The organism is Streptomyces sp. NPDC042100, from assembly GCF_055582325.1.
Genome location: NZ_JBVJDK010000010.1, coordinates 139,188 through 154,180, shown reverse-complemented (window position 1 = coordinate 154,180; position 14,993 = coordinate 139,188). Strand labels below are relative to the sequence as shown.

At 66.0% G+C, this 14,993-nt stretch carries 16 protein-coding genes and 1 tRNA gene; 8 read left to right on the top strand and 9 right to left on the bottom strand.

Features of this window, described 5'->3' with window-relative positions; all coding sequences use genetic code 11:
* Positions 1-21: 21 nt before the first annotated feature.
* On the bottom strand, positions 22-654 hold the full coding sequence (locus ACZ6J5_RS23350; protein WP_469394471.1) for a hypothetical protein: 633 nt from the start codon (positions 652-654) through the stop codon (positions 22-24).
* 47 nt (positions 655-701) lie between these two features.
* On the opposite strand from ACZ6J5_RS23350, the gene ACZ6J5_RS23345 reads away from it, so the two are divergent.
* Positions 702-890 (top strand): DUF5703 family protein, encoded by a 189-nt coding sequence (locus ACZ6J5_RS23345; RefSeq protein WP_351662017.1) that lies wholly within the window; start codon positions 702-704, stop codon positions 888-890.
* A gap of 49 nt (positions 891-939) precedes the next feature.
* Here the strand turns inward: ACZ6J5_RS23345 and ACZ6J5_RS23340 are convergent, their stop codons facing one another.
* The 3 genes from ACZ6J5_RS23340 to ACZ6J5_RS23330 form a co-directional block, all read right to left on the bottom strand.
* Entirely contained in the window at positions 940-1,815 is an 876-nt protein-coding gene (locus tag ACZ6J5_RS23340) for a chaplin (RefSeq protein WP_469394469.1), read from the bottom strand.
* Positions 1,816-1,933: 118 nt separating this feature from the next.
* Positions 1,934-2,167 carry a chaplin ChpH gene (gene chpH / locus ACZ6J5_RS23335; protein WP_469394467.1) on the bottom strand — a complete coding sequence of 78 codons (234 nt, stop codon included), beginning with the start codon at positions 2,165-2,167 and terminating at the stop codon, positions 1,934-1,936.
* Between the two features lie 152 nt (positions 2,168-2,319).
* A complete protein-coding gene (locus tag ACZ6J5_RS23330) occupies positions 2,320-3,645 on the bottom strand; it encodes a M20/M25/M40 family metallo-hydrolase (RefSeq protein ID WP_469394465.1) in 1,326 nt (441 codons plus the stop codon).
* Between the two features lie 233 nt (positions 3,646-3,878).
* On the opposite strand from ACZ6J5_RS23330, the gene ACZ6J5_RS23325 reads away from it, so the two are divergent.
* A tRNA-Leu gene (locus ACZ6J5_RS23325) sits at positions 3,879-3,966 on the top strand.
* An 88-nt stretch (positions 3,967-4,054) separates the two neighbouring features.
* On the opposite strand, the gene ACZ6J5_RS23320 is transcribed toward ACZ6J5_RS23325, so the two are convergent.
* Both ACZ6J5_RS23320 and ACZ6J5_RS23315 read right to left on the bottom strand, forming a co-directional pair.
* Complete coding sequence (locus ACZ6J5_RS23320) at positions 4,055-5,326, bottom strand: tyrosine-type recombinase/integrase (protein ID WP_469394464.1); 1,272 nt, start codon at positions 5,324-5,326, stop codon at positions 4,055-4,057.
* Between the two features lie 6 nt (positions 5,327-5,332).
* The gene (locus ACZ6J5_RS23315) at positions 5,333-5,899 is read right to left on the bottom strand and encodes a helix-turn-helix domain-containing protein (RefSeq protein ID WP_469394462.1); all 567 of its coding nucleotides are present in this window, start codon (positions 5,897-5,899) and stop codon (positions 5,333-5,335) included.
* A 163-nt stretch (positions 5,900-6,062) separates the two neighbouring features.
* Between ACZ6J5_RS23315 and ACZ6J5_RS23310 the strand changes: the two genes are divergently transcribed.
* From ACZ6J5_RS23310 to ACZ6J5_RS23285, 6 genes are all read left to right on the top strand, one after another.
* On the top strand, positions 6,063-6,230 hold the full coding sequence (locus tag ACZ6J5_RS23310; protein ID WP_469394460.1) for a helix-turn-helix domain-containing protein: 168 nt from the start codon (positions 6,063-6,065) through the stop codon (positions 6,228-6,230).
* A gap of 214 nt (positions 6,231-6,444) precedes the next feature.
* Entirely contained in the window at positions 6,445-6,822 is a 378-nt protein-coding gene (locus tag ACZ6J5_RS23305; RefSeq protein WP_469394458.1) for a hypothetical protein, read from the top strand.
* Between the two features lie 352 nt (positions 6,823-7,174).
* A complete protein-coding gene (locus ACZ6J5_RS23300; RefSeq protein WP_469394456.1) occupies positions 7,175-7,531 on the top strand; it encodes a hypothetical protein in 357 nt (118 codons plus the stop codon).
* Positions 7,532-7,545: 14 nt separating this feature from the next.
* Positions 7,546-8,457: a phage major capsid protein gene (locus tag ACZ6J5_RS23295; protein ID WP_469394454.1), complete on the top strand. Its 912-nt coding sequence runs from the start codon at positions 7,546-7,548 to the stop codon at positions 8,455-8,457.
* Between the two features lie 929 nt (positions 8,458-9,386).
* A complete protein-coding gene (locus ACZ6J5_RS23290) occupies positions 9,387-10,124 on the top strand; it encodes an Lsr2 family DNA-binding protein (RefSeq protein WP_469394452.1) in 738 nt (245 codons plus the stop codon).
* Positions 10,125-10,515: 391 nt separating this feature from the next.
* Entirely contained in the window at positions 10,516-11,919 is a 1,404-nt protein-coding gene (locus tag ACZ6J5_RS23285; RefSeq protein WP_469394451.1) for a DUF3987 domain-containing protein, read from the top strand.
* Positions 11,920-13,171: 1,252 nt separating this feature from the next.
* Here the strand turns inward: ACZ6J5_RS23285 and ACZ6J5_RS23280 are convergent.
* From ACZ6J5_RS23280 to ACZ6J5_RS23270, 3 genes are read right to left on the bottom strand one after another with little or no spacing between them, the layout of a single operon-like run.
* On the bottom strand, positions 13,172-14,005 hold the full coding sequence (locus ACZ6J5_RS23280) for a helix-turn-helix domain-containing protein (protein WP_469394449.1): 834 nt from the start codon (positions 14,003-14,005) through the stop codon (positions 13,172-13,174).
* Positions 14,002-14,523 carry a DUF6879 family protein gene (locus ACZ6J5_RS23275; RefSeq protein ID WP_469394447.1) on the bottom strand — a complete coding sequence of 174 codons (522 nt, stop codon included), beginning with the start codon at positions 14,521-14,523 and terminating at the stop codon, positions 14,002-14,004. The genes ACZ6J5_RS23280 and ACZ6J5_RS23275 overlap by 4 nt, the downstream gene beginning before the upstream one ends.
* Positions 14,507-14,716 carry a hypothetical protein gene (locus ACZ6J5_RS23270; protein WP_469394445.1) on the bottom strand — a complete coding sequence of 70 codons (210 nt, stop codon included), beginning with the start codon at positions 14,714-14,716 and terminating at the stop codon, positions 14,507-14,509. The genes ACZ6J5_RS23275 and ACZ6J5_RS23270 overlap by 17 nt, the downstream gene beginning before the upstream one ends.
* Between the last annotated feature and the right edge of the window lie 277 nt (positions 14,717-14,993).

The window sequence follows — 14,993 nt, the reverse complement described above, 5'->3', positions numbered from 1 at the left end:
CGTCGTGGCCGGGCGGGCGGCTCAGACCCCCTGGGGCTGGTCCTCCGGCTCCTCCTCGGCCTCGTCGTCGAAGACGGCGCTGATGTCGAAGCGGCAGACGATCCGCTCCGGGTCGGCGTGGTCGAAGGGGGCGCTCAGCCACTCCCCGGGTTCCGGAAGGTCCTCGGTCGCCTCGACCCAGAGGGTGGAGTCGCCCTCCTCCAGACCGAATTCCTTGTGACGGGACGCGATTTCGTCAGGTTCGTACTCGCCGAAGAGCGTTCCGAGGGCCGCGTAGGTCGTACCGGAGCCGGTTCCGTCCCGGTCGACGTCCACGATGCGCCGGGCCTGGGCGACGAGGCGCTTGGGTTCCACCACCGCGTAGTCGCGGCGGATCAGCACGCTGACGGCGTGCGGCTCCTCGGGCCCCGCGTAGGGCGGCAGCGCGTCGTCGGCCCCGGGGATCTCGAAGGGAGTGACCTCGTCGTACCGGTCGTAGAGGACCTCGTCGTACGCCTCCGCCGCCGTGGCCAGCGCGTTGAAGGCCTCGTAGACGGCCGGGTCGTCGTCCCCGGTGCGGCTCTCGACCGCCGCGAGGTGACGGTCCAGTGCGGTTTTGACCGCCTCGGCGGCGGCGCGTACCTCGGCAGCGGTGGGCTGCGCAGCATCAGACATAGGACAGACGCTATCCGTACCGGGCCCTTGGCCGCACAATAGATGCGATGCCGGAATACGAATTTGTCGACGTGTACGTGCCGCGAGGCGTCTCCCGCAAGGAGGCCACACGGCTGCTGACCGACCATGCCGAGTACGGGCACTGGGAGTTGGACCGACTGACCTTGCGTCGGGACGGCAGCCGCAGGGTGCGGCTGCGACGCCGCATCATCCGTCAGATCCGCGCCACCTGGTGAGACGCGAAAGGGGCCCCGCCGTGCGGGGCCCCTCGCGTTTCGCCGCGGCTCAGGCCGTGCGGCGGGCCCGGCGGTAGATCACGGACCCGGCGAGCAGCAGGGCCGCGCCGGCCGGCACGGCCATGCCGACGGTCCCGGCACCGGTGTGCGCGAGCTCCTGGCCGGACGGGGTCCGCCCCCCGGTGCCCGTACCGGGGGTGTTGGGCCCCGCGGGATGCCCGGGCGTCCCGGGGTGGCCGCCGCCTTCGTTGCCGGGGGTACCCGGGGTGCCAGGGGTGCCGGGCGTGCCAGGGGTACCAGGGTGCCCCGGAGTACCGGGCGTACCAGGGGTGCCGGGGGTACCCGGGTGCCCCGGGGTGCCAGGCGTACCAGGGGTGCCGGGCGTACCGGGCGTGCCCGGGTTCCCCGGCTGGCCGGGGTGGCCCGGCTGACCAGGCTGTCCGGGGTGGCCCGGCTGACCCGGACCCGCCCCGTTCCCGCAGCCGTTGTTCGTGGCCGGGTTGCCGAGGCCGACGCCGTTGACCGTGTTGCCGCAGATGTTGATCGGGGCGTCCACCGGCACCTGGACCACGTTGCCGGAACCGACGCCCGGCGAGTGGGAGGCGCTGCCGTGGGCCGAGGAGCCGCCGTGGCCCGAGTCTCCGTAGCCGGAGTCGCCGTAGCCGCCGGGGGCGCGCGTGTTGGCGCAGCGGTTGCCCGAGGCCGGGTTCATGAGCCCGACGACGTTGACGGTGTTGCCGCAGGCGTTCACCGGCGCGTGGACCGGGACCTGGACGGTGTTGCCGGACGCGACGCCCGGCGAGTGGGAGGCCGTGCCGCCCGCGGCGGCGTCGGCGTGGGCGTAACCGCCGCCGAGGGCGATCATGCCCCCCGCCGCGGCGACGGTGAAGATGCTCTTCCGGGTGATGCGTGTGACCTGTCGCATTGCTGTGTTCCCGCTTCCCTGCATGTCGGACGCGTGCGAAATGCCCACCGGCCCCGGAGTGCATGGCGCGCACTCCGGGGCCGGCCTGGCTCAGACCCTCAGGGGGTGGTGCTCAACGTCAGGCGTTGATGCAGGTGTTGCCGAAGGCGGGGTTCAGCAGACCGATCACGGAGACCGTGTTGCCGCACACGTTCACGGGGATGTGGATCGGGACCTGGACGACGTTGCCCGAGAGCACGCCGGGGGAACCGACAGCGGCACCCTGGGCACCCGCGTCGGCGACGGCCATGCCCGCACCCGCGAGAACGAGACCACCGGTGGCAGCCGCAGCGGCGACGACCTTCTTGATCATTATTCCTCCTTGTTGGCAATGCGGTCCCAGCCGCGGACCGCACCCCCTGTAACGAAGGGGAATCCTGGGGGCTACGAGCCTCCAGGGGCATTCACTCTTTCCGGTCAACCACGCACGTACGGTCGATTTCGGCGGGCGGCGCGGGCGGCGCCTCAGGAGGCGTCGATGAACCGGTCCAGGACCCGGACGCCGAACTTCAGGCCGTCCACCGGGACCCGCTCGTCGACGCCGTGGAACATGCCCGCGAAGTCGAGCTCCGGCGGGAGCTGGAGCGGGGCGAAACCGAAGCAGCGGATACCGAGGTCGTCGAAGGACTTGGCGTCGGTGCCGCCGGACAGCATGTACGGCACGGCGCGCGCGATCGGGTCCTCGGCACGCAGGGCCAGCTGCATGGCGTCGACGAGGGCGCCGTCGAAGCTGGTCTCCAGCGCCTTGTCGCCGTGCACGTCCTCGCGCCTGACCCGGGGGCCGAGGATCCGGTCGAGGTCGGCCAGGAACTCCTCCTCGTAGCCGGGCAAGAAGCGCCCGTCGACGTGGGCGGTGGCCTGGCCGGGGATGACGTTCACCTTGTAGCCGGCGCCGAGCATGGTCGGGGCGGCGGAGTTGCGCAGGGTGGCGCCGACCATCTTGGCGATGCCGCCGAGCTTGGCGAGGGTCGCGTCCATGTCCTCCGGGTCGAGCGGGGTGCCGAGCGCGTCGGACAGCTCGTCCAGGAAGGACCGCACGGTCTTGGTGACCCTGACCGGCCACTGGTGGCGGCCGAGCCGGCCGACGGCCTCGCACAGCTCCGTGATGGCGTTGTCGTTGTTGGTCATCGAGCCGTGGCCCGCGGTGCCCTCCACGGTCAGCCGCATCCAATGCATGCCCTTCTGGGCGGTCTCGACCAGGTAGAGGCGCAGGTTCTCGTTGACCGTGAAGGAGAAGCCGCCGACCTCGCCGATGGCCTCGGTCACCCCGTCGAAGAGACCGCGGTGCTTGTCGACCAGGTGGCGGGCGCCGTAGGTGCCGCCCGCCTCCTCGTCGGCGAGGAAGGCCAGCACGATGTCGCGCGGGGGCTTGCGGCCGCTGCGCATCCGGTCGCGGACGACCGCGAGGGTCATCGCGTCCATGTCCTTCATGTCCACGGCGCCCCGGCCCCAGACGCAGCCGTCGGCGACCTCGCCCGAGAAGGGGTGGTGGGTCCAGTCCTCGGCGTTGGCCGGGACGACGTCGGTGTGGCCGTGGATGAGCAAGGCCGGGCGGGACGGGTCCTCGCCCTCGATCCGGGCCACGGTGGAGGCCCGCCCCTTGTGCGACTCGATGATCTTCGGTTCGAGTCCGACCTCGGCGAGCTTCTCGGCGACGTACTCCGCCGCCAGCCGCTCGCCGGGTCCGGAGTGGTCGCCGTAGTTGCTGGTGTCGATGCGGATGAGGTCACGACAGAGGTCGACGACCTCGTCCTCGCCCGTGACGGTCCGGCCGGTGTTCGACTCGCTCACGCTGCTTCCTCCCACTACGTGCCCCAAGTGCTGACTGATGATCTCCCCATCCTCCCGCGTGTCCCCCTCCGGACCCAAGGGCGGCCTCCGGCCGGACACGTGCCCGTCACACGCCGGGGGCCGAAGGTCACGGGCCGGGGGGGGCCGGATGGGGGTGGTGATCGGCCACCCCGGATGTTTGCTATGGTTTTCCTCGTCGGAAGGGCCGAGCGGCCCGGATGACGAGATCACCTGTCCGGGTGGCGGAATGGCAGACGCGCTAGCTTGAGGTGCTAGTGCCCTTTATCGGGCGTGGGGGTTCAAGTCCCCCCTCGGACACCAGCAGGAACCCCACTTCACGTGGGGTTTTTCTGTTTCTCGGACTGTGGCGTGACCAACCACGTGACCAACAGCCGAGAGATTCCCCAGGTCAGACCAGGGAGGACAGGCCGAGTCGGCCCGCACCGGAGGCGGCCAGTCGGCGCGCTCCGTCCTTACGTGAGTGGCCGTACCGGGCCATGGTGTAGCCCGGCGAGTGGTGCCGGACGTTCGCGGAGACCTCTACGGGGTTCTCCCCGGCCTCCAGGTCGTTCGTGACCTTGCTGTGCCTCCAGTCGTGAATCCGGAAGTCCTCCGGCAGGTGCAGCCGACTCCGGAGGGTGCGCCACCGGGCCGACACCTTCTCGGGGTCCTGGGGGCCGCCTGCCTCGCCCCGGTAGAGCTTGAAGCCGTCCCGAGCGAACACCAGGTCATGATCCGTCCACGCGGTCCCCATGCGGGCACGCTCGGCGTCCTGCCGGGCCTTCTGCCACTTGAGGACGTTCATGACGCTCTGATCCACGTAGATGATCGCGTTGGCGTCACCGTCCTTGGTTAGCTTCCGAAGCCGGTACGTGTTGCCTTCCTCGACCACGACCCAGCCAAGTTCGATGGACCCCTCATCCCAGTTCACCAGGGACCACTTCATCCCCAGAGCCTCACTGCGCCGGACACCAGTCGCGGCATAGACGGTCCACAGCGGAGCGTCACGTAGGCAGTGGTGAGTCAGGCCGCCGTCACAGACACGGTTGCCGCACGGCTCCCACACGGAGCCCAGGAACCGCGCCGTCTGGCCGTCGTCCACGGTCGGATAGCTCTGCTCCTGAGCCTTGATCTGCCGGGCGGTCGGCGGGTGTGCCGTCGCCGCCGGGTTGGCGGGGATCAGCTTGGGCACCGCCGCCCCAAGGGCGCCCGACAGGATGTTGTGCACGTGACGGACGGACTTGGCTCCTAGCGGCTTGCCCTTGTTCGTCGGGCATGGGGCTGTCTCCAGCAGGCGGTACAGATCATCAAGGGCGTCGTCCGTGACTTCGCAGAGCTTCACTCCGCCTATGTGCGGCTTGATGTGCAGACGGATCTTCGTCTCATACCCGGCCACGGTCGTTCCCTCCTTCCGATGATTCGACAGCCACTTGTCGAGCCAGTCGCCCAGCTTCATGTGCGAGCGGGTCGCGATCTTCCCGGCTTCGTGGTCGTTGTGCCACTGCCGTAGCGCCTTCTCCGCCTCGGTCTTGGTCTTGTACTCCCGGCCTATCCAGTAGCGCTCCTGCTTCCCGCTCGCCTTGTTGAAGTGGAGGGGCGTCCGCACGCCCCAGGTGTTGGGCCTCCCCTTGCGCGGGATCTCCACCGGAGTCCCCCCGAGCCCATTTCCGCGCTTGGTCACGTGGTGCTAGTTGCCTTCCTGGTCCTGGTGCCACTGGGTGAGGATCGCCGAGGATTTCTCGGTGAGCCGTTGCCCGTCCCACAGGCCGAGTTCCTTAGATCGTTTGATGCGTTCGGACATGGTTGCCTTGCCGATCCCCAGACGGCCGGCCAGCTCGCCTTGGGGGGCAGTGGTGCCGGTAGCTCGCATCCGTGCCAACTCCGCGACGAGAAGCGTGTAGTCCTCCTCCGTACGGCAGCGCGCCGGGACGGGGTAGGGCTCGTTCATCGCCCGGTCTTCCTGTTTGGCGAGGGTCGCGCGGGCTCCTGCCTTGATCTCTGCCAGTGGGATCTGTCGGAGCAGGCTGGCGGGGATGCCGTCTGTCTCCAGTGCCGCGTCCATGCCCTCTTCGATCTCTTCGACGCTGCCACCGACCGCGAGGCGAATGGTCAGCTCGGAGGGGCCGTTGAACGGCGCGTCGACGGGGCAGCGGGCATCGATTCGCCAGGGACCGTAGAACTTCGTCCAGACAATCTCTGACCCGTCACGCCGCCATCCGTCGCGGCCTCTGCTGTGTGGTGAGGATGTGTTCACGTGATCGACAGTAGCACCACACGAACCTGATGCAATCAGTTCGGAGATGTGAGGATCGCCACCACTCCGAACGGCGCGCAACAAGTTCGCCCTGGGGCACACTGGAATCGAGCCGGAGAGGAACAGGGCGAAGCGGTCGCCCCCCGGTTAGCAAGGGAGCCCGATGCACTTGAAGCTGATGACCGTTGACGACGTGGCCGACTACCTGAACGTTCCCGAATCGTGGGTGTACGGGAACTGGAAGGCCCGGGGAATCCCCTTCCGCAAGGTGGGCCAGTCCCTTCGGTGCCGCCCGGGGGACCTGGAGAAATGGCTAGACCGACAGAACTGAACAGCACGACTAACGACGCCCCCGAGGCAACCGGGGGCTTTTTCTTTGCCTGGAGCGGTAAGTGAGTGCAGTCGCTGTAAAGATCGTTGACCTCGTGTGTGCTACATGCCGCGAGCCCTACACCCACGAACGCAGGCCGGGCCCGGGAAGGTACCCGGCGACAAATCCAGACCATCCGGAGTGCAAGCAGAACCGAGAGAATCAGGGGCGAGCCATGTCTCGGGATCGTAAGCGAAACGGACTGGCTCTGAAGAAGAAGCCGGACAGGGCTGACGCCCTCGATATCGCATGGCGGGCCGGGGCCTACGTGGAGGAGGTTCTACGGTTCCAGAGCCCGCCGGAGAAGTACGACAGCCGACAGGAAGCGGAGAAGCGCGTTCATTCGGACATTGCCTATTCGACCCGTCAGGATCGCCGCGCGGTCGCGCTGTGGTTCGCCGACCGCAGGGAACCGAAGGTCGGCCCGGAAACGGGGCGGACTTCATCCCGGCCTCTGACAGTGATCGGTTCCGCTCGGCCGTGGTGGGCGTCCGAGGCCATGTGTACGCGAGGCACGGTCAAGCCCTTGGAGCCGTTCACGATGGGCGGTTGAAGAAGTGGGCGCATCGCTTGTCCTGGGGTGCGTCCGTTTTTTCTTATAGATGAGGGGAGCTTTCCCCTTGGAGTCATGACCGCTGGGCGGCGGTCCTCTGACGCGGACGAGAGTCCGGGCCCGTTCGAAGTCCTGAGCATGGTAGATGCTCGAATGCGGCTCTGCGGATACCTGCCTGTGAGATCACAGCGGACAACCGGAGGGCGGACCCTTACCCCGTGAAGTTGATTGTCTGGGGGTAGGGGCCCGTCTGTCTCTTACCGTTGTCCTGTTGTGAGGTAGGGCCGCCTTGAGAGCGGCCCTTTCCTGTCTCTACTTATTTGGTTGATTAGATCCTGAGGAGGTGTCGCCCATGAGCGACCCACGGAATGATTCCCATTCTCCGGCCCAGGTGCCGGCCGACGGTTCCGATTCCGTTCGGGCCGAGGTGCAGCGCGAGTACGCGGCCAAGCTCGCCCATGCCGAACTCAGGGCCCGAGCCGCCCAGGCCGGTATCAAGCTCAGTGACGGTTTCATTGACTACCTGGACGCTTCCAAGCTCCTCGGTGAGGACGGCAATCCGTCGGCGGAGGCCATCGGTAGAGCGCTGGCCCCGTTCACATCGGCACGACCGCCGGAGTTCCCCTACCTCGTCGGCGCAGGCGCTAACCGCAGTGGCGGCCCGATGCTTGAGCGTCCCCGTGTTTCTCTCGACGTCCGTAAGCGCTAACCAGGAGTATCCGTATGGCCTTTGCCTACCAGAACAATTCCACTCACACCTTTGTCCCTGATATCTGGGACGCCGACCTGCTGACCCAGTTTGACCCGCTGCTGGTCTGGGCTTCCCCGGTCGTCTCGAATAACAAGTACGAGGGTGAGATTCGCAAGAAGGGTGATGTGGTCCACATCAACTCGCTTCTGCGGCCCTCGGTTGGTGACTACAAGCTCCCCGACGGCATGACGGCGCAACGGCCGGAGACCGTTGATCAGAAGCTCCCGATCACTGAGGCCAAGTACCTTCAGGTGCTCATTGAGGACGCGGAGCGCGTGCAGGTTGCAGGCGGCCTCAGTTCCCCGATCAACCAGCAGATGATCCGGGCCCTTGCGCGGGAAGCCGACACGTTCATGGGTGCTGTCATCGCCAAGGGCGCCACGGCTCTGCCCAACGTCAAGCCGACCGCAGCGAACATGCCTCAGAGTCTCTACGGCACGATCCTGGACTTGATGCTGGCCCTGGACGACAACGACATCCCGACAGGCCGGTACGTGGTTGTCTCGCCGCGCGTGAAGCGCTACCTCGTGGAACATCCGGCCGTCGCCAACGCGGCGGCCTACGGCGAGGGCGGTGTGACGGCGAACGGCGTCGTGGCGCGTCTGGCGGGCTTCACGATCCTGAGCACCACGGCCATGCCTGCGGGCGTGGACATCGTGGCCGGACACAAGGAGTTCGCCACCTACGCCTCCCAGTTCACCGGCTTCCGTGAGGGCCAGTCGGAGAAGTACCGGGCCGACTACATCGACACCCTCCACCTGTACGGCGGCAAGATCGTGCGCTACCCCGAGCTGGACACCAAGAAGGTGGACAGCACCTTTGACGAGTCCAAGCCGACCAAGGGCATCGTCAAGGCCACGGTCGAATGGCCCACCGCGGCCTGATCGTTCGAAGCGTTCGGGGCCCCTGCGGGCACAGGCAGGGGCCCCGTTCCGTTCACGCACCGCAGTGCCGGCCATCCACCCCCCGTTACCTGAACCGGAGGACACAGCCATGCCCAGGCCTCGTAGCCCGATCTCTCCCCATTCTCGTTACCGTGAAGCGCAGAAGCTCACTGTGTTGCCCCTCGACCACGGCCTACCAGTTCCGAATGTTCCGACGGGTCGGGATTGGTCAGAACATGAACGGGCCTATTGGATTGAATTGTGGGAGACCCCACAGGCCTCCCAGTGGGACGACGCCACGGCCGGAATCGTCGCAACCGTCGTTGTGCACTGGTCCGCGATTCTCGACGGAACGGCAACCAGTACGCAGCTCATGGAATACCGGCACCTGACGAAGGCTCTGGGACTCACCCCGGAGGGAATGCGCGCTCTCGGGTGGGTGATGGGTGATGAGTGAGAAGGTGGCGCGCCGGAAGGCCGCTCAGGCGGTCAAGGTACCCGGAGGTTTCCCCTCCGTATCGCACCGTAAGGGCGCGGAATGCTCCGAGGTCATCACCTTCAACAATGGGCCTATGGGTGAGAGTGAGATTCGGTGTGTGACCTGCTGGAACCTGTGGTGCCTGCATGTCGCCTGGGAGGCCACGGGAGGAACGGCGGAACCGTGGGGCGACGGGCAGCGCCACAAATCCGGTTCTTGCTTCGAGTGCCGCAAAATTGATTGACAAACAAACGATGGAAGGAAGGCACCCCCGGTGGGTCCTATTCTTTATCTAATTACCATTACCCCCATATTGAGTAATGGTTCAGAAATGCGTAAGTTACCGTTTCGTGATGGGGGTACGGAAGAATAGTTCTTAAGCGGGGAGGTCGTAAGAGCGGCGCTCCGGCCCCCGCCTGAGACTTCCACCCCACCAAAGGAATGCAGCGCTATGCGTAAAACTGTTCTCCTGCCCGTCGAAAAGGTTCTGTGTGACGCCCACATAGCGCGTGACGGTTCCGAGGTAGAGGCAACGGACACTCTGACGCTGGGACGGCATTCCTGGGATCTGTGCGAGGAGCACAACGTCATTTTCGGCCGCTACCTGTGCGATGCACTGGGCGCCCCGGCCCACGGGGAGCGGGGGCCCGTGAGTGAGCCGGTTACTGAACCTTCCCCGGAGCTCGTGGCCGAAGTGGCGCCTGTCGTGGTTGAAACGCCGGACGGGAGCGAGCCTGAGCCTGTGCGAACCGTGATGATCGCGGGTGAGGTACCCGGGTACGACTGGGACACTGCGCGGGAAGCGGTGCGGAACCTGGGCTATGACGTGGTCGGCCGTGCCGACGACAGCACAGTCTTGCTGATTCTGGGTGAGGGCGGCGACCGCAACGGGACCAAGCTGCGGGACGCGTCCGAGCGTGGCATCCCGTGCATGGACGTGAGGGAACCGGGCCGGTTCAAGTCGGCTGTCCGGTCTGGTGAGTTGGTCGGTGGTGACCCGCTTCCTGAGCCTGCCAAGGTGGATCGGTCGGGCATGAGTGACCGGGAGCGCAACAAAGTCATCCGGGCATGGGCCCGCGAGAACGGGTGGCCCAAGCTGCCTGTCCAGGGACGAGTCCCGATGAACGTCCGGCACGCCTACGAACTGGCTCACCGGGATCCTGTCCAGGGAAAAGCGGTAGCGGCCTGAGTGTCGCGCCTACGGTGACGGCCGCTGACTGCGGCCGTCACCCCCGGCCCCATGACCTGAACCTGTGGAAGCGCTGCAAGGGCTACGGGGCCGAGTCCAAGCCATCGAGGGGGGACTGTTCCCCCGGTTCCTGGGTCACCTGGACCACCCCTAGGGGCGAGCGCCGTGTAGGGGTCGTGAGCAACGACCCGCTGTCGGTCGCCAGCGTGAGGCGGCACGTTCCGATGGACAAGGTGTCGCGCTGTACCGCCGTGATCGTTCCGGCGGACGGGGGAGACGTGCTCCCCCTGCTGCGGAAGACCGGCAAGGAACCCCACTTCCAGACCAAGGACGGGGGCCGATGGCGGCCTGTCGTCTCCAACCGAACCAACTCAAAGGAAGTAAAGGCAGCATGAGCGCCCCCGTTTTCTACGGCCCGATCGGTCGAGCCGTCCGCACGATCGCACCGTTCGCGGAGACCGATCCCCTCGGTATCTACGTCGCAGTTTTGTCGATGTGGTCGGCCGCAATCGGCGGCACGGTCAAGGTGTCATCCCGTGGCAGCGCCCGCCCTGTACTGCTCTGGTCGGCCCTCGTGGCCGGAACGGGCCGGGGAAAGGGAACCGCGCTCCGGGCCGCCAATCACGTCCTGGACAAGTCGTTGGAACGGTTCCTTGCCACCCACACCACATCCGGCATCACGTCCGGGGCGAGCCTGGTCAACCACCTATGGGACCAGCAGGAAGCCACAGCCGAGACTGAGCACGGGCGGGACGTGCGGGCACTGGTGATCGAGGAGGAATGGACGGAGGTCTTGAAGCGGGTCAAGCGCGACCCGTCGTTCACCACCAAACTCCGGGCCGCTTGGGACGGAGCGACGCTGCGCAACACCACCAAGGAAGAGGCCCAGGAAGTCCGCGACCCGGCCATGGTGCTGCACTCCCACATCACACCGTCCGACTGGGCCAAATACGTAGGCGAGTCCGAAGCGGCGGGAGGCTCGTACAACCGTATTCTGCCCTTCCTTCTCGGGTCCGTCCCGATGCTCGACGACGACCGCGTGAGCCTGCCGAAGGTGGACGGCTCCGAACTGTCCGACGCCTACGGATGGGCCACCGCCCACCCCCGCGTGATCACCCTCTCCGAGGACGCCCGCCCGTTGTGGCGGATCGTCCGCCGGTACGCCCGCATCCTCGGGGAGACGCTTCCGGAAGCTCAGGCCGTCTTCATCGAACGGACGGCAGAACAGACGCTCAGGGTCGCGGCCTGTCTCGCAGCCGTCGAGTGCTCCGAGGCCATCACGGAACAGATCATGTCGGCCGCCTTCTCCCTCGTGCGCCGGTCCGTTCAGGACGTCGTGCGAATCAGCAAGGGGGCCGACGCTCCGAAGGTGAAGCGACAGCCGCTCACCCTGGCGGACAAGGTCCGGGCACGGATCGACATGCATGGAGGTACCGCCAACTCGTCGCAGATCCTGCCGTACGTCGGGGCCACGGCCGAGGAGGTCAAGGCACTGACCGAAATCGTCGTCACTGTGGAACGGTCAGGCAAGACGGGTCGGCCGAAGACGGTTTTCACGATCCGCGGTGACGCTTCCCGTCACCCTGAGCCGCAGCCGGCCAGAGCGGAGCGTGAGGAGAACCGGGACGCTTCCCATTACGCAGAGCCGCAGCCGGCCAGCGCGGAGCGTGAGGAGAACCGCGCCACGGTCGTCCGGCTCGATGCCTACCGCCCGTCGCCCGGCCCGGCCCCTGTAAGGACGCCTCCTGCTTCAGCTCCCGCCGCAACCGACAACCCGTTCCGTGCCCTGCTCTGAACCGTCCTAGCAAACCAAGCAAGCCCCGGCGATCGCCGGGGCTTGCTTGGTCGCTTCTGCTACCGGAGCGGTTTCAGTAGAACCACCTGACATCCGTTCACGCGGCCGTTCGCCGTGTTCCATCGGATCCCGATTTCACCGCCACCGTACCTTGGTTCGTTCGGGCGCATTCCTGCCTCATGCCAACCCGCGTGGTTGAACGGTAGACCGCAGGTCGCGGAATTGTTGATCCACTCTTCATAGCGCGGCGTTCCGGGGATGCCGCGCCGGACTGCCCACACCTGATAGGGGTACAGCTCCGCCCACGCCCCGCACTTCGCGGGCTTCTCGGTCCTGACACTTGCAAGGGGCGTGGACACGAATGTTCCTTCCGGGCAGCACGGTTTCGAGCATTCGACGTAAGACGCTTTCACTGATTCCAAGCTGTGCGGAAAGTTGCGTGTACGTCTCGCCGTTGGTCAGCCGCTTCCTCAGCTTGCCCTCATGGGCGGTTATGTATTCGCGGTTCTCTTTCATCTCCTGAGCGGTAAGCTTGGCCATTAGATCGCCCCGCCATCCCAAGGGGGCATTTCGACTTCTGGGATGAGTCTTGCGAACGTGGACCTGATGCTGTCTGGGAAATCCACCCCTTCAAGACACCAGCTCTCCGAGTCGAAGTCCGGCCGCGCATTGGAGCGCTCCAACGCATCCCCCTTGGGCCAGTAGGCGTCTGCCGGAATCGCTGTCAGTTCCGGCCGTTCACGCGTCATGGGCCCGTGCCCCCTTCTCGGCAGCTTCAGCGGCTGCCCGCACCAGAGCCGGTACGGCCAGCCCTATGGCTGCCACCCACTCCCGCCCTTCCCGCTCCGCCAGGATCCGGGCCAGACCCTCGTCCAGCTCTGCGCGCTCTTCGGCTGTGAAACGGAGGAGAGTCCGCCCGCTCCTCTCTGGCGCGTTCATAGCCGTTCCTGGAGCCTGGCCAGCACCAGGCGCAGGAGCGCCGCAGAGGGCGGCGTGTAGCCGCGTCTGGGTACCCAGTCAGGAACGCCCTCCCACCAGGGGAACGAGTCGCGGCCGTTGGGGGAAGACCCGCAGAAGTGGCGGGCCGCCGTACCCTTCCGCCCGGCCCCAAAGTCAGGGCGGGGGACCCTCTGTTCCGCCGTCATCGGCGCCATGCTCGCCATTGGGCTGCCTCCCGGATAGATCCGTGAGGCATCGATAATTCCGCAACCACGGGCAGATCCGGCGCCCTATTCTCGTTACCGACTAAAGATCATCGGCGATGGCTGGCCGCCCACTCTTGCAGTAGTGCCCTGGCGTCGCTCCCGAAAAGGGCGCGCTGCTCGAACTGAGCAAACACGGCCAAGTATTCTGCAGTGTCGCGCGCATCCCGGAAGACCATGCGGCCAGTAAAGTTCTCCACTGTGGCCAGTCGATTGTCATAGATGGTGAACGTATTCATCGGCCCGCGCGCCGCGGGTGCCCCAAGAGGAATAATCCCAATCTGTACATTAGGAAGATGGGATAGCGAGGCAAGACGCTCGATCTGCATGGCCAATGCGGGTGGCGGGACGATGGCCCACCTTGCCGCCTGCTCCGTGAGTAGGAAAGTAAATTGCTTCTCTGTATCGAAGAGGACTGCTTGCCGTTCCAGCTTGCGTGTCACCGTCTTCGAAGAGTCTCCGGGAGTGTGGCTTAGGCTGGCCCGAATATATTCGGGTGTAGCCAAAAGTCCGGTAATCATTGACGGAAGGAAGTATCGGAGTTCCTTCGCCTCTGACTCCAAGGCTGCCAGTTCCGATTGGCGCTTCTCTGCGCCCCGGCGCCAAGAGGATCGCTTGTCTTGCCATTCGGTATTGGCGATCCGTGCGAGGGAAGTTATTTCCGTGATCACATCGGATGGCGCATCGAGTGCCCTTAAGATGCGCTCGATATCTACCAGGGTCGGCGTCTTCCGGCCCGTTTCAAACTTACTAATCTGACTCTGAGACATATTGCAGCGTCGGCCAAGCCGTTCCCCGGTCAGGCCGGCCGCCTTGCGGAGGTCGCGCAGCTTCTCCGCAAGGTCGGTCCTGGACTGACCTAGCTGCTCAGGCTCAAACGTCACACGCGGTCTTTCACGTAATCGGAGAACGGGACGGCGTGGGCCAAGGCGATGCGCTGCCACTCCAGGTAAGGGGCGACATCACCCGTCACCAGTTCTCGGTTGATCTGGGTACCGTCCGCCCGGAAGTTCAGGTGCACAACGCGTGCGTTATCAAACATCCACCAGTCGGTTCCCGATAGCGGGAGTCCGTAGTCGTCGTGTGTGACGTCCAGGATTCGGATGTCCTCCCCGGCCCGGATGTTGCCAGGGATGCCCCAGGCGAACTGATACCGCTGGTAGTCGGTGAGCGGACGCCGCACGATCCGCACGCGCCCGATGGAACGCCCCGTCGCGACGAAACCACGGACGCGCTCGTGCCACCGTTCGTTGTGCCCCAGAGGCTTGGGCTCACCCTGGAGGAAGCGGGCGACGTTCTCGGCTTCCTTGGGCATGGTGTACGTGGGCTGGGCTTCGAACCGCCACGCAGCACGCTCGTAGGCGTCGAACGTCTGCCGCCACTCGTTACCATCCAAGAGCACGGACAGCCTCCCTCAGCACCGCTTCCGGGATCTCCACCAGCGCCTCGCCCTCCGGGGGCTGGAAGGCGCTGGACACGTTGCCCTGGACGACGATGGCGCCGCTCTCCGAGCGGTACACGTTCGGGCAGTCGTCGTCATCACAGTTCGGGCCGTTGAGCTTGCCGGTAAGCCGCGTCAGGTCGCTGCGTGCCACTGGTTTCCCTCCCGTCGTCGGCCCCGATCGGGGCCGCTGCCTGACGACGCTATGCAGGGCATCGCTCCTCGTCTATGCCGACTCCGGACTATTCCCGATCCGGCATAAACGATCTCTGGTGCCGAGGGTTGGCAACGTGGCCAACCCATGACCAACAGCGGTCAGAAACAGCAGGAAACAGGGGGAAAGCATGATCAACCGAGACTGTCAACTCTGCGGCGCGTCCCTGGTATCCTCGCAGGTCAGAAGACATGTGGGCTGGTGCCCGAGTGGAGAG